Raw genomic sequence first — 19,995 nt, 5'->3', positions numbered from 1 at the left:
TGTTGGGGGGGGGGGGGGGGGGGGGGGGTCGGGGGGGGGGTGGGGACCCAGTTGTGACCTTTTAGTGGACCACCGCCGGGCCGCCCCCCCCCCCCCCCCCCTCACGCCCCCCCCCGCGACCGCTCCGGCTCTGTCCGGCGGAGCCGGGGGGCGGAGCTAGGCCCGTAGCTCCTGGGTGCAGCACTTCACGCTGCCGCCGCCCTTGAGCAGCTCGCCCAGATCCATCCCGATGGGCTCGAAGCCGCGGGCCCGCAGCGGTTCGTAGAGCCCCACGGCGGCCTGGGGGAGCAGCACGTGGTGGCCGTCGGAGACGGCGTTGAGGCCGAGCGCCTCGGCGTCCGGCTCCTCGGCGATCAGCGCGTCGGGGAAGAGCCGCCGCAGGACCGCCTGGCTGCCCGGCGAGAAGGCGGCCGGGTAGTACATGACCTCGTCCGCCGCGTCGTCCAGGACGGCGAGCGCGGTGTCCAGGTGGTAGTAGCGGGGGTTGACCAGGTCGAGGCCGATGACCGGGCGGCCGAAGAACTCCTGCGCCTCGCCGTGCGAGAGCGGGCTTGCCCGGAAGCCGCGCCCGGCCAGGACGTAGGAGGAGGTGACGGCGAAGTCGCCCTCGCCCTCGTTGATGTGGACGGGTTCGTGCACCTCGGCGAAGCCGTGCGCGCGGAACCACTCCAGGTGGGCCGCGGCCTCCGCCTCGCGCTCGCGGTGGGCGAAGCGCGCGCCGAGCACCCGTCCGTCGACGACGGTCGCGCCGTTCGCCGCGAAGACCATGTCCGGCAGCTCGGGGCGGGGGGTGAGCTCCTCGACGGTGTGGCCGAGCGAGCGGTAGCGGTCACGCAGGTCTTCCCACTGGGCGACGGCCAGTGGTACGTCGACGGGCTTGGCGGGATCCATCCAGGGGTTGATGGAGTAGGTGACCTTGAAGTGTGCCGGTGAGCACATCAGATAGCGCCGGGGTGTGGCGCGCCGAGGAGAGCGAGGACTACGGGACAAAGAGGGCTCCTCACGACCGCAGGGTCAGTTGCTGCCCCGGGTTGGGTCAGCTCTGCCCATGGTGAGGCAGAAGCCGCCGGTTGTGGGGCAGTTGCTGCCATGGTGCGGTGTGAGAAGCATCCGCGCTGTGCACCGAACGGGTGGTTGCGCGAACCTTCGCTTCCGTGCCTGAGCGCTTGCCTCCCTGCCTCCCTGCCTGCGTGGCGGCCCACACCCCCCCCGGCGAGACGTCGCGTATTGTCGAGACGGTACGTCTCGGTTCGGCGCTGCTACATTCGGAGGCATGGCCCAGAAGACCGCTCCTGACTCCACGCGCCGCAGCGAACGCTCCCGCCGCGCGATCTACGACGCCGCCCTCGCCCTCGTCCACGAGACCGGATACGCCAAGCTGACGATCGAGGCCATCGCGGCCCGCGCGGGCGTCGGCAAGCAGACGATCTACCGCTGGTGGCCGTCGAAGGGCGCCGTCCTGCTCGACGCCTTCCTCGACCTCGCCGAGCAGGCCGGCGCCGAGGCGAGCGAGAAGGCGGGCCACGAGGTGGTCCAGACCGAGATCACCGACTCCGGGGACCTGGAGGCGGACCTCAAGCACGTGATGCGCGCCACCGTCGACGAGTTCAACGACCCCAAGTACGACGCGCCCTACCGCGCGCTCGCCGCCGAGGGGCTCCTCAACCCCGAGGTCGGCGCCGAGTTCGTGGAGAAGCTCCTCGAACCGCAGCTCCAGCTGTTCGTCAGGCGGATCCGCAAGGCCCAGGACGCGGGGCACGTACTGCCCGACGTCGACCCCCGCATCGCCCTGGAGCTGTGGGCGAGCCCGCTGGCCCAGCGCTGGCTGATGCGCTCGGGCCCCCTCACCCACGCCTACGTGGACAAGCTCGTCGAGTACGCGCTGTACGGCATCACCCCTTCTCGTGCGTAATCATGCGGAATGTCGCCCGAGGTTCCTGTCGTCCCGGTCACCCCGGTTGTGAGCTCCGGCCCCCTGAAGCGCAGGATGGTGGGACCATGGGTCATGCTTTCGGCACAACGGCGAGGTGAGGGGCTAGATGGGCGCGGAGTTCGGCAGCCGGTCCGGCGGGCGAAGCAGGTTTTCCCAGTGGCTGCGCCGGCCTCCCAAGGACACGGCGGCGGATGACCGGGCCCGCGAGGATCTGCTGCTCGCCTCCGCGGCGGCCGGTTTCCCGCTCGCCCCGGCCGCGTATCCCTCGGGGTACCGATGTTCGTGCGACCGCGTCGGCTGCCCCACGCCCGCCCGGCACCCGGTCTCCTTCGCCTGGCAGACGCAGTCCACGACCGACTCCGGGCAGATCGAGCGCTGGGCCCGCCACCAGCCGCAGGCCAACTTCATCACCGCGACCGGCATGGTCCACGACGTCCTCGACGTGCCCCTCGACGCCGGCCGTCAGGCCATGGAGCGGCTGCTCGCCGCAGGCATCGACGTCGGCCCGGTCGCCGAGTCGGACGACGGCCGCGTGCTCTTCTACACCGCGACCCGCGGCACCCCCGAGGACGAGGACGAGTGGTGGCCGTGTGAGCTCGACTGCCACCCCGAGACGATGGACGAGCACCCCGGCCTGCGCTGGCACTGCCGCGGCTCCTACGTCCTCGTACCGCCCGCCACGCTCCCCGGCGACCAGGGGATGCGCTGGGTGCGCGGCCCCGAGCATCCGCTGCCGGACCCGCTGACGCTCCTGGAGACGCTCACCGACGAATGCGCCAGGGTCGCGGGCGAGCCGCAGAACGACACCGCCGCCTGGCCGCTGCGGGGCTGACCCCCGCGACCCCCGCGGCCCCCGCGGCCCCCGCGACCCCGCGGCCCCCGCGGGCGGGCCGCGGCGGGGGGCTACTCCCCCTTGGCTCCGGTGAGGCCCTGGATCCGGCCGATGAAGGCGACCTTGTCACCGCCGGACTTCGCGGGGTCGACGACGACCTGGTTCGAGACGCGCTCCAGGGTCACCGCCTGCTTGGCGTCGCCCTTCAGGAGGGCCTTCACGTCCGGGTCGAGCTTGAGGTCGAGCCCCTTGGACGGCGTCTGCTTCTCGTAGTGGTGCGTGGAGAAGAAGACCATCGCGTCACCGTCCTGGGTCCGCAGCCCCACGGGCGCGAACGTTCCGCCGTTCATCGGGTAGTCGAGGTACTGCACGCCCACCCCGAGGCGCTTGGTGTTGCGGTCGCGGAGCGTCTTCCACTTCGTGGTGTGCGGCCCCGGCTCGAAGACGGAGCCGCCCGACTTCAGGAACGCCGTGTACTCCTTGCCGAGATCCTTCGGCGCCACCGCGAGAGCCGCGTCGCCCGCCGCCACCGGCACGGCCCAGCCGTCCTTGTCCTTCTTCAGCTTCGGTACGTCGTCGGGCGCCACGAGGTTCAGGTAGGACGCCTCCCAGAGCTGGTCGGGACCGCCCTTGGTGAAGACCAGGAGCCAGCGCATGTCCTCGCGGCGGTTGGCACGCGTGTCGGCGACGAACCAGCGGGGCCAGCCGGCCTTCTTCGGGATCGCGTACTTCACGTCCGTCAGCTCCAGCGGCACGTGGTTCTTGTTGCCGTCCGGGTTCTGCACGCTCCGCGACTTCAGGCCCGCCTGGTTGATGGCGCCCAGCGGACCGGTGATCCGGCCCGCGTCCAGCGCGGGGTCCAGCTCCTTGTCCGCCTTGTTGTACGCGGCGAGGAAGTCCTTCAGCGCGCCCCGCGCCTCGGCCTTCGTCGCCGCCGGGACTATCTCCCGCTCGCCGTGCACCGTCACGCAACCGGTCGCCGTCATCGCCAGGGCGGTCGCCGCGGCCGCCGTCGCGACCGGACGGCCGATGCCGAGCGGCCTGCGCACCTTACTCATGGGGTCCCTTCGCCTTCGCCCTACCCGGGCCCGAACCCTACCGGGGCCCGCGCGGGCGTCGGCGGCGGGTCACAACTCCCGCGGCGGTGCTTCAATGCCCGGGTGACTGAACGAATCGACGCGTCCGGCGGCTTCGACGTCCTGCGCGTCTTCTGCGGGCCCGACGGCCGGCACGGCAACGAACTCGGTGTCGTACGCGACGGGGAGCGCCTGCGCGCCCGGGCCGACCGCCAGGCGTTCGCGGCGAAACTCGGCTTCAGCGAGACGGTGTTCGTCGACGACCCCGAGCGGGGCGTCATCGACATCTACACCCCCACCCTGCGGCTGCCCTTCGCCGGCCACCCCTGCGTCGGCACGGCCTGGCTCCTGGACGTGCCCGAGCTCGTGACCCCGGCAGGAGTGGTGGAGGCCCGCCAGGACGGCGAGTTCACGTGGATCTCGGCCCGTGCGCGGTGGGCCCCGCCGAGGACGCTGTGCAGGTACGCGAGCGCGGCGGAGGTCGACGCCCTGGACGTGCCGCCGCCGGGGGAGTGGATCTACGCCTGGGCCTGGGAGGACGAGGCCGCGGGACGGGTGCGCGCGAGAGCGTTCCCCGGCCGCGACGACGGCATCACCGAGGACGAGGCGACAGGCGCGGCGGCCCTCCTCCTCACCCACGAACTGGGCCGCGCCCTCAACATCACGCAGGGCCGCGGCTCACAGATCCTGACGGCGCCAGGACCGGAGGGGCTGATCGAGGTGGGAGGACGGGTTCGCCTCACGTGACGCCTCCGGGCACCGACCGGGGGTCAGGGCAGCGTGAGGATCTCCGCCCCGGTGTCCGTCACGACCAGCGTGTGCTCGAACTGCGCCGTCCGCTTGCGGTCCTTGGTGACGACGGTCCAGCCGTCCTCCCACGTGTCGTACTCGTACGTGCCGAGCGTCAGCATCGGCTCGATCGTGAACGTCATGCCGGGCTGGATGGTGGTCGTGGCGTGCGGGCTGTCGTAGTGCGGGACGATCAGGCCGGAGTGGAAGGACGAGTTGATGCCGTGGCCGGTGAAGTCGCGCACCACGCCGTAGCCGAAGCGCTTGGCGTACGACTCGATGACCCGGCCGATGATGTTGATCTGGCGGCCGGGCTTGACGGCCTTGATGGCGCGGTTGAGGGACTCCCGGGTCCGCTCCACGAGCAGCCTGGACTCCTCGTCGACGTCGCCGACGAGGTAGGTGGCGTTGTTGTCGCCGTGCACGCCGCCGATGTACGCCGTCACGTCGAGGTTGATGATGTCGCCGTCGCGCAGGACGGTGGAGTCGGGGATGCCGTGGCAGATGACCTCGTTGATCGAACTGCACAGCGACTTCTGGAAGCCGCGGTAGCCCAGCGTGGAGGGGTAGGCGCCGTGGTCGCACATGTACTCGTGCGCCACACGGTCCAGCTCATCGGTGGTGACGCCGGGCGCGATGTGCTTCGCGGCCTCTTCCATGGCACGGGCGGCGATGCGGCCCGCCGTGCGCATGAGTTCAATGGTCTCGGGGGTCTGCACCTCGGGCCCCGTGTACGGGGTGGGGGCGGGTTTCCCCACGTACTCCGGGCGCTTGATGTTGCCGGGTACGGAACGGATGGGGGAGAGCTCCCCGGGTACGAGCAGTGACTGGCCAGACATGCCAGCGAGTCTAGCCAGCCCCGGTGGGGCAGCATGGCGTCAGAGGACGCGGGCGGGTACGAGAGGACGTGAGTCATGGCACTGTTCAAGAAGCGGACGGCCGGCAAGCCGGGCGAGTGGTTCTACTGCCTGGAGCACCACAAGGTCGAGGAGGGCCCGGACTGCCCCGGCAAGGACCGCATGGGCCCCTACGCGTCGCGGGCGGACGCGGAACAGGCGATGCGGACCGCCGCGGAACGGAACCTGGAGTGGGAGAACGACCCGCGGTGGCACGACACGGTCGGACGGGGCGACGAGGATTGACCCCACCGCCGGGCCGCCCCGCGGCTCAGCCGCCCCGTGACCGCGCCTGCCGTGGCTACGCCGTGGGGGCCCGCCCCGGGGCTTCCTCCCGCTCCCGGCGGAGCCTCGCGTCGGGGTCCGTCGTCGCGTCGTAGGAGATGAGGCGGGGCAGGGCCGCCGCAAGGACGGCCACCGAGGCCACGCAGGCCAGGCCGCCCGTCCAGATGGCGGGGCGCGTGCCGGTCCAGCCCGCCGCCGCGCCCGCGCGCATCTGGCCGAGCTGCGGGCCCACGCTGTACGAGAGGACCTCGATGCCGGCCAGCCGGCCCCGCAGCTCGTCCGGGATGGTCTGGTTCCAGATCGTGGAGCGGCCCAGACCGCTCAGCATGTCGCCCGCGCCCGCGAGCACCAGGCACCCCAGCACCACCCACACGTCGCCGGACCAGCCCGCCGCCGTGATCGCCAGGCCCCACCCGGCCGCGCCGAACACCACGAGCAGCCCATGCCTGCGTATCCGCGACGTCCACCCGCTGGTCAGGCTGAGGAGCAGCGAGCCGACCGCTCCCGCCGCGTACATCAGCCCCAGCGACCACTCGGCGTCGAGCTCGTCCGCCAGGAACGGGAAGATCGTGTTCGGGAAGGCGAAGAACATCGCCGCCATGTCGATCGCGTACGTGCCGAGCAGGACAGGACGCGACCACGCGTACCGAGCGCCTTCCGCTATGCCGCGCAGCGACGGCTTCTCCGCGTGGTCCGCGGCGGGCGCGGGCGAGAGCCGGGTGCACAGCAGGACCGAGACCGCGAAACCGGCGACCGTCACGGCGTACGCGGACGCGTGCCCGGCGTACGCGACGACCAGGCCGGCGAGCGCGGGCCCCGCGATGGCGCCCACGTTCCAGCGCAGCGAGTTCAGCGCGGCGGCCGCCGTCAGCTGGTCGTGCGGCACGATCCGCGCCATGAGCGAGTCGAGGGCGGGCCGCTGGAGCCCGGAGAGCGCGGCGACACCGGCCGCGACGACGTACAGCGGCCAGAGCAGCGGCTCCGGCAGCAACGCGTTGACCAGCAGGATCATGGCCAGCAGGCCGAGCGCCGCCTCGCTCAGGAGGATCACCTTGCGGCGGTCGGCGGCGTCGGCGAGCGCACCCCCGTAGAGCCCGAAGACGATCAGCGGCACCAGCTCGACCGCGCCCATCGCGCCCACCGCGAGCGGCGAGTCCGTCAGCTCCTTGATCTGCAACGGCAGCGCGACCATCGCCATGAAACTGCCGAAGTAGGTGACGAGCCCCTGCACCCACAGCAGCCGGAAGTCCCGGGTGGAACGCCAGGGGGAGAGGTCGGGCAGGATCGTGGAGAGAGGCACGAAAGCTCATGTTCGGCGCCGCCGGACACCCCGGGCAACCGAATTTCCCCCGCCCCTCACCCCGTGGGACCGCCGTCTACCACCGCGTCGGCGGCGGTGACGTCAGCTGATCCGCGAGGCGCGAGAGCCGGTCCCGCAGCCGTCGGCGCCCGCGCGCCTCGGGCAGCGCGTTCTCCCCCGCCGCCGCGCTCACCAGGTGCTGCACCGTGTCCAGGTCCAGGTCGGGGTCCTCCGGCACGGCGAGGGACTCGTGCGAGAGGGCGGCCAGGTCGCGGTCCCCCGAACCGAGGGCGAGGACCGTGGCGCCGGCCCGCCGCGCGTCGTGCACGCGCGTCAGCAGCTCCCCGCCCGGCGCGTCCGGCGCCACGACGAGCAGCGTCTCGCCGCGCCGCGCCGCCTCGATCCTGCCGAGCCCGGTCGACAGATGCGCCGGGTCGGAGGCGTGGACCCGGTGGCGCACCAGCGTGGGGGTCAGTTCCGGCGTACCGGACCAGGCCGCCTCGTCCACCAGGTGCGCGGCGAGGTGCCAGGGTTCGTACGCCTCCGTGCCCACGAGGAGCAGCCCGCCGCCGTGCGGCACCACGCCGGCGCGCAGCGTGCCCGCGAAGCGGCGGGTGGCGCCGAGCCACTCGGTCCCTGCGAGCACTTCGCGCAGCAGCGCGACCCGTACGGCGTCCATGGCGTCGCATCCTGCCCCAACAGTTCAGTGTTGACCCGGAGTTCACCCGGAATTCCCCCATGGTGGGGAAGGCCGGGGGATGACTGTTGAGACATCTGTTCCCTTCAGGGCCGGCCGCGAGGGCTACGCGAGCTTCCGCATCCCGGCCGTCGTCACCACCGCCTCCGGCACCGTCCTCGCCTTCTGCGAGGGCCGCGTCGGCTCACAGGAGGACTTCGGCAACATCGACGTCGTCCTCAAGCGCTCCACGGACGGCGGCCGCACCTGGGGCCCGCTCCAGACCGTCGGCAAGAACGGCGACGACCTCGCGGGCAACCCCGCCCCCGTCGTCCTCGACACCGGCCGCGTCCTGCTCGTACAGGTACGGAACGCCGCCGCGGCCACCGAGGACGCCATCCGCCGCGGCACGGTCTCCGCCGCCGCCGGGCGGCGCGTCTGGGTGCAGCACAGCGACGACGACGGCCGCACCTGGTCCGCCCCGCGCGAGATCACCGGCCAGGTGAAGAGACCGAACTGGCGCTGGTACGCCACCACGCCCGGCCACGCCATCCAGCTCACCGGCGCCTCCGGACACCCCGGCCGCGTCGTCGTCCCCGCCAACCACTCGCTCCCGCCGGCCGGCCGGGACAACGGCACCGAGGGCAAGTACAACGGCGGCCACTGCCTGCTCAGCGACGACGCGGGCGCGACCTGGCGCATCGGCTACGTCGACGACAACACCAACGGCTACGTCAACGTGAACGAGACCACCGCCGCCGAACTCCCCGACGGCCGCCTCTACCTCAACACCCGCAACGACTCACCGGCCCCCGGCAACCGTGCCGACGCCCACTCGCGGGACGGCGGCCAGACCCTCGTCAAACCGTTCCGCCCGCAGGCCTGCCTCACCGGACCCGTCGTCGAGGGCAGCGTCCTGCGGCTCCGCGACCCCGACGCGCTGCTCTTCTCCGGACCCGCCGACCCCGGCTTCCGGGCCATGATGACCGTGCGCCGCAGCACCGACTCCGGCACCACGTGGCAGACCGCCCACACCGTCGACGGGCTGCCCGCCGCGTACTCCGATCTCGTACGCCTCGACGAGGACACCGTCGGGCTGCTCTACGAGACGGGGGACTTCGGCGCGTACGAGACGATCACGTTCCGGCGGATTCCGCTGGGGGAACTGGTGTAACCGCGTAACCAGCCGTGACCGGTAAGTAAGGTCACCCCATGACCTCTACAGACAGTGCGCAGAACGCCCCCGCGAAGGCCCCGGCCAAGGACCCCTGGGAGCTGCCCGACGTCTCCGGGCTGACCGTCGGTGTCCTCGGCGGCACCGGCGACCAGGGGCGCGGCCTCGCCTACCGGTTCGCCCGCGCCGGACAGAAAGTGATCATCGGCTCCCGGGCCGCGGACCGGGCGCGGACGGCCGCCGAGGAGCTCGGCCTCGGCGTCGAGGGCGCCGAGAACGCGGAGTGCGCGCGGCGCAGCGACGTCGTGATCGTCGCCGTGCCGTGGGAGGGCCACGGCAAGACCCTCGAAGCGCTGCGCGAGGAGCTGAGCGGCAAGCTCGTCATCGACTGCGTGAACCCGCTCGGCTTCGACAAGAAGGGCGCCTTCGCGCTCAAGCCCGAGGAGGGCAGCGCCGCCGAGCAGGCCGCCGCCCTGCTGCCGGACTCCCGCGTCACGGCCGCCTTCCACCACCTGTCGGCGGTGCTGCTCCAGAACCCCGACGTCGAGGAGATCGACACCGACGTCATGGTGCTCGGCGAGAAGCGCGCCGACACCGACGTGGTGCAGGCGCTCGCCGCCCGCATCCCCGGCATGCGCGGCGTCTTCGCCGGGCGGCTGCGCAACGCCCACCAGGTCGAGTCCCTGGTAGCCAACCTGATCTCCGTCAACCGCCGCTACAAGGCGCACGCGGGCCTGCGGGTCACCGACGTGTAGCCACGGGGCCGCAGGGCCTTCTGGTGCGGGGCGCGGGCGGGCATGGGGAACACATGGGGGACACTGGACGGGTACGTCCGCAATACGCCCAGGCGCCCGCGCCGCACCCGACAGGAGCCGCCCCCCATGCCCCGCCTCGCCATCTACGCCCTCGTGGTCTGTGCGCTCGCCGTCGTCGCGGCCGTGATCTCCTTCGCGCAGGGCAGCTGGCTCGGCGTCGTCTGGGTGCTGCTCGCGGGCCTCTCCTCGAACATGGCGTGGTTCTACCTCCGCCGGGGCAAGGCCGAGCGCGACGCCCGGCGGGCCGCGGACGCCACCGCCTAGAAGGCCGGCCGGACGCCACCGCCTAGAAGGCCGGCCTCGGCGGCACCTCCTGCGAGCCCTCCCAGAACTGGTACAGCTCCCGGCCCCAGTACGTGTCCCATTCCTCCACGCCCAGGGCCCCCAGGACCGCGTCGATCGCGTCGAAGAAGGCGGCGTTGACCGACGGGATGAACAGGATCACGAAGACCACGATGAGCCCGAACGGCGCGATCGGCTCCACCTGGCGACGGATCTTGTACGAGAGCCAGGGCTCGATCACGCCGTAGCCGTCCAGGCCCGGGATGGGCAGGAAGTTCAGGATCGCGGCCGTCACCTGGAGCAGCGCGAGGAACGCCAGTGCGTAGCGGAACGCGTCGGGGACGCCGTCCAGGGCGTCGAGCCAGAACGGTGCCGTGCAGATCACGGCGAACGCCACGTTCGTCAGCGGGCCCGCCGCCGAGATCAGGCTGTGCCGCCAGCGGCCCCGGATCCGGCCCCGCTCGATGAAGACCGCGCCACCGGGCAGTCCGATGCCGCCCAGGATCACGAACAGCACGGGCAGCACGATGCTGAGCAGCGCGTGCGTGTACTTCAGCGGATTGAGGGTCAGATAGCCCTTCGCGCCGATCGAGATGTCGCCGCTGTGCAGGGCCGTGCGGGCGTGCGCGTACTCGTGCAGGCAGAGCGAGACGATCCAGGCCGCCGTCACGAAGAGGAACACGGCGAGCCCGGAATTGTCGGCGAAACCGGTCCAGGCGGCCCAGCCCGAGACCGCCGTGACGGCGGCGATCCCCAGGAAGACGGGGCTGACCCGCCGGTCACTGCTGCGGGCAGATGCGGTGGTCATGGGGCGGTGCTCCAAGGATGACGACGGCCGGGCGAGCCCGACCGTACCGGGTCGTACGGCGAAAACGTCTCGCGCCGTGTGCGGAGTTCCGGGGAGTCTGGACACCATGACGCGGAACGTGGTGTGGAAGGTCCTGTACGAGGACTGGCAGATGGAGTGCTGCGGCACTCCCTTCGCGGTGGGGGACGAGGTGGCGTGGCCCCTGCTGCTCGTGGAGGAGCACCACGACACGGCCTGGACGGCCGACCTCAGCGAACTCGAAGGCCCTGTGGAGGCGCTCGCCACCATCGAGGGGAACTGGTCCGACGAGGACGAGGACGGCGGCGTGGAGGACGCCGACGACGGCTTCGAGGAGCCCTTCGAGCCCTCCGTCGTGCGGGACCGCGGCGTGACCGTCCCGTGGAACCGTCCGGAGCCCTGGCCCGAGCGGGCCCGGCTCACCGGTCTGCTCACCGTCGAGCGGCACGGCGACCGGTGGCCGGCCACGGCAGGGCGGGTCCGCGCCATCCACGTCGTGACGCAGGAGTTCGCCGAGACCTTCACGGGCTCACGGACGTACGAGCCCGTGCCCGGCGTGCGCGGGCTGCGTCCCGTCGAGCGGTGCCCGGAGTGGTTCCGGCGGGAGGAACTGCCGGGGGAGGGGCGAGGGCGGGAGCGCGGGGAGACGGGCGTACTGGTGGAACTGGAGGTTCCGGGGGCGTAGGCGCGGGCGCGGCAGGAGGCGAGGCGGTGGGCGGACGGGCGCGTGGCGGCGGCGGGGCGCGCGGAGGCGACAATGGGGCCGTGCGCTACCGCCTCCTCGGCTCGACCCAGGCCATCCGCCCCGACGGCACCCCCGTCGCGGTCGGCGGCCCCCGCCTGCGCGCACTCCTGACGGTGCTCGCCCTGCGCGCGGGCCGCGCGGTGCCCGCCCAGGCCCTGGTCGACGAGGTCTGGGCCGCCGAGCCCCCCGCGGACGCGCCGGGCGCACTGCAAGCGCTGGTCGGCAGGCTCCGCAGGACGCTGGGGGCGGACGCCATCGCCTCCGTCGACGGCGGCTACCTGCTCCGCGCCAGCCCCGACGACGTGGACGTGTTTCGCTTCGACCGGCTGGTGGGCGAAGGCGGCGGCGCGCTGGCCGACGGGGACGCGGCGAAGGCGGCCGGGCTCCTGGACGACGCGCTCGCGATGTGGGTCGGCGAACCCCTCGCCGACCTGCCCGACCGCGCGACCGAAGCCGCCCGCTGGCAGGCGCGCCGCCTCGACGCCCGCCGCGCCAGGATGGCCGCCGCCCTCGCCCTCGGGCAGGCGGAGCAGGTCCTGCCCGAGCTGGGCGCGCTGTGCGACACCCACCCGCTCGACGAGCCGTTGCAGGTCCTGCGGCTGCGCGCGCTCAGGGACGCCGGACGCGCGGCGGAGGCGCTGGCCGCGTACGAGGGCGTGCGGCGCGTCCTCGCGGACCGGCTCGGCGCCGACCCCGGCCCCGAACTGCGCGCGCTGCACGAGGAGTTGCTCCGCGCCCCCGGGCCGTCGCCCGACCGCGCACCCGAACGTCCCGGCACGGGCGAGCGTCCGCACCGGCCCGGCACGGGTGAGCGTCCGCTGCGGCCCGGCAACCTCCGCGCCCGCCTGACCTCCTTCGTCGGACGCGAGGCCGACATCGACGCGCTGCGGGACGACCTCACGCGGGCCCGGCTCGTCACGCTGCTCGGCCCCGGCGGGGCGGGGAAGACACGGCTCTCGCAGGAAGCGGCCGAAGCCGTCGCCGGGCACCTGCCGGACGGCGTGTGGCTGGCCGAGCTGGCCCCCGTCGAGGACCCCGCGGACGTGCCCGAGGCGATCCTCACCGCGCTCGGCGCCCGCGAGACCGTGCTGCGCGGCGCCGGCGCCGAGGAGATGCGGGCCCTCTCCGAACGGCACGGCGAGGACCCCGTGGTCCGCCTCGTCGAACACTGCGCGGGGCGCCGCATGCTGATCATCCTGGACAACTGCGAGCACGTCGTGGAGGCCGCCGCCCACCTCGCCGACGAGCTCCTCGCCCGCTGCCCGGACCTGCGCATCCTCGCCACGAGCCGGGAACCCCTCGGCGTCCCCGGCGAATCGCTGCGCCCCGTCGAGCCGCTGCCCGAGCCGGTCGCGCTGCGCCTGCTCGCCGAGCGCGGCGCCGCCGCGAGACCCGGGTTCACCGTCGACGACGACCCGGACGCCGCCGCCGAGATCTGCCGGCGCCTCGACGGCCTTCCGCTCGCCATCGAACTGGCCGCCGCCCGGCTGCGGATGCTCACCCCGCGCCAGATCGCCGACCGCCTCGACGACCGCTTCCGGCTCCTCACCAGCGGCGCCCGCACGGTCCTGCCCCGCCAGCAGACCCTGCGGGCCGTCGTCGACTGGTCCTGGGAGCTGCTCGACGACGCCGAACGTGCCGTGCTGCGCCGCCTCTCCGTCTTCGCCGGCGGCTGCGACCTGCCGGCCGCCGAAGAGGTGTGCGCCACGGCCGACGCCGCGTACGACGTCGCCGACCTGCTCGGCTCCCTCGTCGACAAGTCCCTCGTCGTCGCCGCCCCCTCGCCCATATCGGGCGACGGCATGCGCTACCGCCTCCTGGAGACCGTCGCCGAGTACGCGGGCGAGCGGCTCGACGAGGCGGGCGACCGCGCGGGGGCCGAGCGCGCGCACCTCACGCACTACCGCGAGGTGGCGAGGACCACCGACCCGGAACTGCGCGGACGCGGGCAGCGCGCCGCCGTCGAGCGCCTGGAGACCGAGTACGAGAACGTGCGCACCGCCCTGCGGCACGCCGTGGCCGCCGGGGACGAACAGGAGGCGCTCTGCCTCGTGCTCTCCCTCTCCTGGTACTGGCAGATACGCGGCCTGCGCATGGAGACGCGCAACTGGTCCCGCGACGTCACCGCCCTCGGCCCCGACCCCTTCGCCCCGCCCTACGTCTCCGCGCCGCCCCTGTACGAGCCGTGCACGGCCGCACCGCCGCCGATGCGCCCCGAAGTCCTCCAGGAGGCCCGCCGCGGGGCCCACCTGCTCCACCTCTCGTGCATGGACATGGACATGGACGAGTGGCAGACGCTGGAGGCCGAGGAGAAACTGTGCGGCATCAGGACCGTCTACCGCCCAGGACTGCCGCAGACCTGCCGCACGCCGGGCAACCTCTGGTTCTTCGCGGTGCTCCTCGGCGGCGACGTGGAAATGCTGCGCGCCACCCTCGATGAGACCGTCGCCGCCTGCCGTGCCCTCGGCTACCGGTGGGAACTGGCCGCCGCCCTCCAGACGCGTGCCAACATCCTCGCCAACCGCGTCGACTGGGCGGGCGACGCCCGACGCGACGCGGACGAGGCGCTACGGGCCTTCGAGGAGCTCGGGGACGTGTGGGGCATAGCCGAGGCGCTCTCGGCGCGCGGGGAGTCCCATGAGCAGCGGGGGGAGTTCGCCCTGGCCGCCGCGGACTTCGAGGCCGCCGCCGAGTACTCCGCCCGGCTCGGCGCCCAGGCCCAGGTCGCCGTCCTCAAGGCCCGCCTCGGCTCGGCCCTGCTGGAGTCGGGCGAATTCGAACGGGGCGAGGCGCTGCTGCGGGAGATCCTGGAGAGCAGCGGCCGCGCCACCTTCGGCGAGGCGGTCCCCGCGGCCCGGCTCTTCCTCGTCAGCGGCCTCGGGCGCGCCCGCAGGGTCGCCGAGGCGCGCGAACAACTCGACCTGCTCCGCAACGAGTTCAGCCTGATCGGTTACGCGGTCTTCGACAGCTTCGTGCTCGGAATCGAGGCCTGGATCGCCACCCTAGACGGCCGGCCCGCGCAGGGGCTCGCCATGGCGGGCGAGGCCCTTGCGGGCAGCCGGGACGCGCTGGCCCGGGTCGTCGCCCCGCAGGGCGAGGCCGTCCACCTGTGGATCGCGGCCCTCGCCATGGCGTCCCTGGACGACGGCGGCCGGGCCGAGGACGCCGCGCGCCTCCTGGCGGCCGCCGAGCGGGAACTGCCGCCCGGCCACTCGCCGAACGCCACCGAACGGGACATCCGCGACACCGCCGAACGCCTCGCCCGCGCGGCGCTGGGCACCGCGCGGTACGAGGACGCGTACGCGAAGGGCGACGGCCTGTCGGTGGACGAGGCCATCGCCCTCTGCGACGCGTGACGCGGCCTTACGGTCGGCTTGGCCGAGTGCCTTGGCCGTACGGCTTCGTCGTCATGGCCTCGTCGTACGGCCCGGGCGCGTCGTCCGCCCCCCCCCCGCGCCCGCAGGTCAGCTCTTGGTGCGGAACTTGTGGATCGCGATCGGGGCCATCACCAGCGTGAGGACCACCGACCAGCCGACCGTCACCCACACGTCGTGCGCCACGGGACCGCCGACCATCAGGCCGCGCGCGGAGTCCGCGAGCGAGGAGAGCGGGTTGTAGTCGGTGAAGGCCTGGAGCCAGCCCGGCATGGACTGGGTCGGCGCGAAGATCGACGAGCCGAACTGGAGCGGCATCAGGACCAGGAAGCCCATCGCCTGCACGGACTGGGCGCTCTTCAGCGATACCCCGAGGACCAGGAAGATCCACATGATGGCCGAGCCGAACAGCGCCGACAGGCCCACGGCGGCCAGCAGGCCGCCCCAGTTGGTGATGTCGAAGCCCACCAGGACACCGACGACCATCATGACCGCCGTCGCGACGAGCATCCGCATCAGCTCCACCACGATCTTGGCGAAGAGCACCGAGCCCTGGCCGATCGGCAGGGTGCGGAAGCGGTCCATGATGCCGTTCTGGAAGTCCTGGTTGAAGCCGGTGCCGACGGCCATGGCGATGTTCATGCTCATCATCGCCATCATGCCCGGCACCACGTACTGCACGTACGCGTCCTGACCGCCGCCGAGCGCCTGCCCGATGGAGCCACCGAAGACGTACACGAACAGGAGCGTGAAGATGATCGGCATCAGGATCGCGTCGAGCATCGACTCCGGGTCCTGACGGATCCACAGCAGATTGCGGCGGACCAGCGCGCTGGTGTGCCGCACGTGGTCGCGGGGACCGATACGGGCGTCGGCCTCTCCCTGGTGGAGGGGCGGCGTGAGAGTGGTGCTGCTCATACGGCAACCTCCTCGAGTTCGGGGCGGGCGTCCTGCGGGGCACTGGCCTTCTCGCCGGTGATCGAGAGGAACACCTCGTCCAGGCTGGGCAGTTCGGTGCCTATCGAGCCGATCGTGATGCCGTGTGCGGTGACTGCGCCGACCACGGCGGTGAGCTGCTCGTCGCTGAGGATCGGCACCAGGACCGTGCCGGACTCGGTGTCCACGGTGGAGGTGGCGAGGCCGGTCAGGCCCATGTCGTCGAGCGCGCCGGCCAGCGGGTGCAGCTCCAGCGGGTCGGCCGGGCGGATGCGCAGGGTGCGGCCGCCGACCTTCGCCTTCAGCTCGTCGATGCCGCCGTTGGCGATGACCTTGCCGCGGTCGATGACGGTCAGCTCGGAGGCGAGCTGCTCGGCCTCCTCCATGTACTGCGTGGTGAGCAGCACGGTGACGCCCTCGGTGACCATGCGCTTGACCTCGGTCCACACCTCGTTGCGCGTGCGGGGGTCGAGGCCGGTGGTCGGCTCGTCCAGGTAGAGGACGGAGGGGCTGCCGATCATCGACGCCGCCAGGTCGAGGCGGCGGCGCATGCCGCCGGAGTACGTCTTGGCCGGGCGGTTCGCCGCCTCGGTGAGCGAGAACCGCTCAAGGAGGCCGTCGGCCCTCGACCTGGCCTCCTTGCGGGAGAGGTCGAGGAGCCGCCCGATCATGTAGAGGTTCTCGCGGCCGGAGAGCTTCTCGTCCACGGAGGCGTACTGACCGGTGAGGCCTATGACCCGGCGGAGCTGACGGGGTTGCTTGACGACGTCGTACCCGGCCACGAAGGCCGTGCCCGAGTCGGGGGTGACGAGGGTGGAGAGGCAGCGCACGAGGGTGGTCTTGCCGGCGCCGTTGGGGCCGAGCACGCCGAGGACGGTGCCTTCGCGTACGTCGAGGTCCACGCCGTCCAGTGCCTTGGTCTCGCCGTAGTGCTTGACCAGTCCCCTTACGGTGACCGCGCTCCCTGCGCTGCCGGGGTTCTTGTCGATTCGTGTCATGGGGAACAAGATGCCAGGCGGCACCGACAATTGGCCGACATCTCACCGACAGTGCGGGCGTCCCGCCTTCAGCGTGGCCCTCGGGGGGCCTCGCAGGGACCTCTCCCACCTGGCACCTGGCGGCTGTCCCCTACCCCGCCGCTCCGCGCCGGACCTCTCCCACCCGCCCGCCCGGCACCCGGCGGCTGTCCCCTGCCCCGCCGCTTCGCGCCGGATGACTCCCACCCGCCCGCCCGTTTCCCGGCGGCAATCCCCTGTCCCGTCGCTTCGCGCCGGTCGTCTCCTGCCTGCTCGGTCGTTTCTCGGCGGCTGTCCAGCGGCGCTCACGTCGCCCCCGCTCAGCCGCTTGCTCGGGGCGGCCGGCTGCCCCTACGTAGCCGTTCAGCCGCGGCGTATCGGGCGGGTGGGTGGGAGAGATCCGCCGCGTCAGCGGCGGGGTGGGGGATCGCCACCGGGTGCCGGGCGGGTGGGTGGGAGACGGACCGGCGCGAAGCGGCGGACCAGGTGAGGCCCCCGGGGGGAAACCGCGGACAGCCCGTCGACGGGGGAAATCGACGGGCTGCCATGGTGCCGCGATGGTTCAGATGACCGCGAGGCTCCGCCGGCACGGCTGACGCAGCCCGCGAAGGCCCCGCTCACGTGGCCGCAAGGCCCCGCTCACGCGGCCGCAAGGCCCCCCTCACGCGGCCGCAAGGCCTTGCCGCGAAGGCCCGCTCACGTGGCCGCAAGGCCTTGCCGGGAAGGCACCGCTCACGCGGCCGCGTAGGCCTAGTGGACCGCGTGTTCCGGGGTCGGGAACGAACCGTCCACCACGTCCTCCGCGAACGCCCTCGCCGCCTGCGTCATGACGCCCCGCAGATCCGCGTACTGCTTCACGAAGCGCGGCATCTTGCCGGACGTGAGGCCCAGCATGTCCGTCCACACCAGGACCTGCGCGTCGCACGAGGCGCCCGCGCCGATTCCGACGGTCGGGACCTGGAGGGAGCGCGTGACCTCTTCGGCCAGCTCGGCGGGGACCAGTTCGAGTACGACGGCGAACGCGCCCGCGTCCTGCGCGGCCTTGGCGTCCCGCAGCAGCCGGTGCGCCGCCTCGTCGCCGCGGCCCTGTACCCGGTAGCCCATGGTGTTCACGGACTGCGGGGTCAGGCCGAGGTGTGACATGACGGGGATGCCGGACTGGACGAGGAGCTCGGTCTGGGGCAGGGAGCGTTCGCCGCCCTCCAGCTTCACCGCGCCGACGCCCGCCTCCTTCACCAGCCGGGTCGCCGAGCGCAGCGCCTGGACCGCGCCCTCCTGGTACGAGCCGAACGGCAGGTCGCCGACGATCAGGGCACGGCTCGTGCCCCGTACGACGGCCGCCGAGAGCATGGTCATCTCGTCGAGGGTGACGGGCACGGTCGTCTCGTACCCGAGGTGGCAGTTGCCCGCAGAGTCGCCGACGAGCATGACGGGGATGCCCGCCTCGTCGAAGACGGACGCGGTCATCGCGTCGTAGGCGGTCAGCATGGGCCACTTCTCGCCGCGCTCCTTGGCGGCGGTGATGTCGCGCACAGTGATGCGCCGGGTGCCCTTGCCGCCGTACAGCGCCTTGCTGCTGTCGGGGCTCCGCCGGGCGTCGGCGCTCGTCTGGGCAGCCGAAAGTTGCGTCATCGCAACGGCTCCTTCTGTCATCTCGAGGCGCCCTGACGGCGTCCCCGGACCACCTCCATGGTGGCACCAGGTGCCGCCCCGGGGCTAGTACGGATTCCCTCCGGGCTCCGCGAGGAACCGGAAGGCCCTGCGCCCGCCCCTCGCCCCTACGCCCCTCCGGCGAACCGCCCCTCCGGCGAACCGGCGAACCGGGGGCGAATATGCGCGTTTCGTCACAGCAGGCGCTCCCACACGTCGTTCAGGAACCCCGCGCGCGGTTCCGCTCGTCCTCGTGCGAGTACGGCCGTCGCGAACGGCAGGAACGACACCGATCATCGCCTAGGGTTTCAGGGGCGGAGTGACGGTGTGCACGGCAGTCAGTGAGGCGACGAAGGCATGGCGCAGCAGGCTTATGTGACGGAGACGGACAGCGGCGGCCCGGCGCCAGAGCGCCCGGATTCGTGGTTCCGGCGCCTGCTCGACGGCTGGCGCGGTGACCGCGGCATCTGGCGGCGCGGCCTGGTCACGGCGGGTGCCGCGGGCCTGATCGCGCTGGTGATGCTGTTCCACGCGCAGATCCCCAACAGCGTGGGCAACCTCGGCAGCCTGACCGAGACGTTCCTGCCCTGGCTCGGCCTCTTCGTCCCGGTGCTGCTCGTGATCGCCGTGGTCCGCAAGTCGGCGACCGCGCTGATCACCCTGCTGCTGCCGACCATCATCTGGTGCAATTCCTTCGGCGGCCTGATCAGCGACAAGTCGGGCACCGGCGGCGACCTCACGGTGGCCACGCACAACGTGAACGCGGACAACCCCGACCCGACGGGCACCGCCAAGGACGTCGCCTCGTCCGGCGCCGACGTGGTCGCGCTGGAGGAGCTCACCGCGGACGCCGTCCCCACGTACGAGAAGGCCCTCGCGGGTCAGTACAAGTACCACTCGGTGCAGGGCACGGTCGGCCTGTGGAGCAAGTATCCGCTGACCGACAGCAGGCCCGTGGACATCAAGCTGGGCTGGGTCCGCGCGATGCGTACGACGGTCGCCACGCCCAAGGGCGAGGTCGGCGTGTACGTCGCCCACCTGCCCTCGGTGCGCGTGAAGCTCGACGCGGGCTTCACCGCCAACCAGCGTGACAACAGCGCCGACGCGCTCGGCGAGGCCATCGCCGACGAGAAGCTCGGCAAGGTCGTCCTGCTCGGTGACCTGAACGGCACGATGAACGACCGCGCCCTGAACGCGGTCACCTCCCAGATGCGCTCCACGCAGGGCGCGGCGGGCGACGGCTTCGGCTTCAGCTGGCCCGCGTCGCTCCCGATGGCGCGCATCGACCAGATCATGGTCAAGGGCGTGGAGCCGGTCTCCTCCTGGACGCTGCCGGAGACGAGCAGCGACCACCTCCCGATCGCGGCGCGCGTCGACCTCTCGTCGTAGC

At 72.6% G+C, this 19,995-nt stretch carries 19 protein-coding genes; 10 read left to right on the top strand and 9 right to left on the bottom strand.

Translation table 11 applies throughout. From position 1 onward, the window contains the following. Window positions 1–156 precede the first annotated feature (156 nt). On the bottom strand, window positions 157–990 hold the full coding sequence (gene ddaH, locus ACZ6JY_RS38360; protein WP_469203820.1) for a dimethylargininase: 834 nt from the start codon (window positions 988–990) through the stop codon (window positions 157–159). Between the two features lie 283 nt (window positions 991–1,273). Between ddaH and ACZ6JY_RS38355 the strand changes: the two genes are divergently transcribed. Both ACZ6JY_RS38355 and ACZ6JY_RS38350 read left to right on the top strand, forming a co-directional pair. Continuing rightward, window positions 1,274–1,912 carry a TetR/AcrR family transcriptional regulator gene (locus ACZ6JY_RS38355; RefSeq protein WP_469203818.1) on the top strand — a complete coding sequence of 213 codons (639 nt, stop codon included), beginning with the start codon at window positions 1,274–1,276 and terminating at the stop codon, window positions 1,910–1,912. Window positions 1,913–2,039: 127 nt separating this feature from the next. Beyond that, entirely contained in the window at window positions 2,040–2,765 is a 726-nt protein-coding gene (locus ACZ6JY_RS38350; RefSeq protein ID WP_469203816.1) for a bifunctional DNA primase/polymerase, read from the top strand. Window positions 2,766–2,836: 71 nt separating this feature from the next. On the opposite strand, the gene ACZ6JY_RS38345 is transcribed toward ACZ6JY_RS38350, so the two are convergent. Further along, window positions 2,837–3,823: an SCO2278 family lipoprotein gene (locus ACZ6JY_RS38345; RefSeq protein ID WP_469203814.1), complete on the bottom strand. Its 987-nt coding sequence runs from the start codon at window positions 3,821–3,823 to the stop codon at window positions 2,837–2,839. A gap of 102 nt (window positions 3,824–3,925) precedes the next feature. Here ACZ6JY_RS38345 and ACZ6JY_RS38340 point away from each other — a divergent pair, with 102 nt between their 5' ends. Continuing rightward, complete coding sequence (locus ACZ6JY_RS38340) at window positions 3,926–4,588, top strand: PhzF family phenazine biosynthesis protein (protein ID WP_469203812.1); 663 nt, start codon at window positions 3,926–3,928, stop codon at window positions 4,586–4,588. 23 nt (window positions 4,589–4,611) lie between these two features. On the opposite strand, the gene map is transcribed toward ACZ6JY_RS38340, so the two are convergent. Beyond that, window positions 4,612–5,469 (bottom strand): type I methionyl aminopeptidase, encoded by an 858-nt coding sequence (gene map / locus ACZ6JY_RS38335; protein WP_469203811.1) that lies wholly within the window; start codon window positions 5,467–5,469, stop codon window positions 4,612–4,614. Between the two features lie 75 nt (window positions 5,470–5,544). Here map and ACZ6JY_RS38330 point away from each other — a divergent pair, with 75 nt between their 5' ends. Further along, window positions 5,545–5,772, top strand: coding sequence for a hypothetical protein (locus ACZ6JY_RS38330; RefSeq protein WP_469203810.1), 228 nt, complete (start codon window positions 5,545–5,547; stop codon window positions 5,770–5,772). A 55-nt stretch (window positions 5,773–5,827) separates the two neighbouring features. On the opposite strand, the gene ACZ6JY_RS38325 is transcribed toward ACZ6JY_RS38330, so the two are convergent. Together ACZ6JY_RS38325 and ACZ6JY_RS38320 are read right to left on the bottom strand one after the other, a co-directional pair. Next, window positions 5,828–7,111, bottom strand: a complete 1,284-nt coding sequence (locus ACZ6JY_RS38325; RefSeq protein ID WP_469203809.1) for an MFS transporter — start codon at window positions 7,109–7,111, stop codon at window positions 5,828–5,830. 76 nt (window positions 7,112–7,187) lie between these two features. Continuing rightward, window positions 7,188–7,790: a hypothetical protein gene (locus tag ACZ6JY_RS38320; protein ID WP_469203808.1), complete on the bottom strand. Its 603-nt coding sequence runs from the start codon at window positions 7,788–7,790 to the stop codon at window positions 7,188–7,190. A gap of 79 nt (window positions 7,791–7,869) precedes the next feature. Here ACZ6JY_RS38320 and ACZ6JY_RS38315 point away from each other — a divergent pair, with 79 nt between their 5' ends. The 3 genes from ACZ6JY_RS38315 to ACZ6JY_RS38305 all read left to right on the top strand — a co-directional run bounded on the left by ACZ6JY_RS38315 (window position 7,870) and on the right by ACZ6JY_RS38305 (window position 10,040). Beyond that, a complete protein-coding gene (locus tag ACZ6JY_RS38315; protein ID WP_469203807.1) occupies window positions 7,870–8,961 on the top strand; it encodes a sialidase family protein in 1,092 nt (363 codons plus the stop codon). A 38-nt stretch (window positions 8,962–8,999) separates the two neighbouring features. Further along, window positions 9,000–9,716, top strand: a complete 717-nt coding sequence (gene npdG, locus ACZ6JY_RS38310) for an NADPH-dependent F420 reductase (protein ID WP_469203806.1) — start codon at window positions 9,000–9,002, stop codon at window positions 9,714–9,716. A 126-nt stretch (window positions 9,717–9,842) separates the two neighbouring features. After that, the gene (locus ACZ6JY_RS38305; protein WP_469203805.1) at window positions 9,843–10,040 is read left to right on the top strand and encodes a hypothetical protein; all 198 of its coding nucleotides are present in this window, start codon (window positions 9,843–9,845) and stop codon (window positions 10,038–10,040) included. Window positions 10,041–10,062: 22 nt separating this feature from the next. On the opposite strand, the gene ACZ6JY_RS38300 is transcribed toward ACZ6JY_RS38305, so the two are convergent. After that, the gene (locus tag ACZ6JY_RS38300; RefSeq protein WP_469203804.1) at window positions 10,063–10,866 is read right to left on the bottom strand and encodes a site-2 protease family protein; all 804 of its coding nucleotides are present in this window, start codon (window positions 10,864–10,866) and stop codon (window positions 10,063–10,065) included. Between the two features lie 106 nt (window positions 10,867–10,972). Here ACZ6JY_RS38300 and ACZ6JY_RS38295 point away from each other — a divergent pair, with 106 nt between their 5' ends. Both ACZ6JY_RS38295 and ACZ6JY_RS38290 read left to right on the top strand, forming a co-directional pair. Beyond that, a complete protein-coding gene (locus ACZ6JY_RS38295; RefSeq protein WP_469203803.1) occupies window positions 10,973–11,569 on the top strand; it encodes a DUF6578 domain-containing protein in 597 nt (198 codons plus the stop codon). An 80-nt stretch (window positions 11,570–11,649) separates the two neighbouring features. Beyond that, on the top strand, window positions 11,650–14,985 hold the full coding sequence (locus tag ACZ6JY_RS38290) for an AfsR/SARP family transcriptional regulator (RefSeq protein ID WP_469203802.1): 3,336 nt from the start codon (window positions 11,650–11,652) through the stop codon (window positions 14,983–14,985). Between the two features lie 108 nt (window positions 14,986–15,093). Here the strand turns inward: ACZ6JY_RS38290 and ACZ6JY_RS38285 are convergent, their stop codons facing one another. From ACZ6JY_RS38285 to panB, 3 genes are all read right to left on the bottom strand, one after another. Further along, entirely contained in the window at window positions 15,094–15,921 is an 828-nt protein-coding gene (locus ACZ6JY_RS38285) for an ABC transporter permease (RefSeq protein ID WP_469203800.1), read from the bottom strand. Continuing rightward, on the bottom strand, window positions 15,918–16,937 hold the full coding sequence (locus ACZ6JY_RS38280) for an ATP-binding cassette domain-containing protein (RefSeq protein WP_469203799.1): 1,020 nt from the start codon (window positions 16,935–16,937) through the stop codon (window positions 15,918–15,920). Before ACZ6JY_RS38280 ends, ACZ6JY_RS38285 begins: the two co-directional genes overlap by 4 nt. Before the next feature lie 768 nt (window positions 16,938–17,705). Then, on the bottom strand, window positions 17,706–18,587 hold the full coding sequence (gene panB, locus ACZ6JY_RS38275; RefSeq protein ID WP_469203797.1) for a 3-methyl-2-oxobutanoate hydroxymethyltransferase: 882 nt from the start codon (window positions 18,585–18,587) through the stop codon (window positions 17,706–17,708). A 375-nt stretch (window positions 18,588–18,962) separates the two neighbouring features. On the opposite strand from panB, the gene ACZ6JY_RS38270 reads away from it, so the two are divergent. Beyond that, window positions 18,963–19,994, top strand: a complete 1,032-nt coding sequence (locus ACZ6JY_RS38270) for an endonuclease/exonuclease/phosphatase family protein (protein ID WP_469203795.1) — start codon at window positions 18,963–18,965, stop codon at window positions 19,992–19,994. The last annotated feature ends 1 nt before the right edge of the window (window position 19,995 follow it).

This window comes from Streptomyces sp. NPDC046335, from assembly GCF_055587985.1.
Note: the sequence above shows the minus strand (reverse complement) of the source record. Positions and strands in the feature narration are given on the sequence as shown.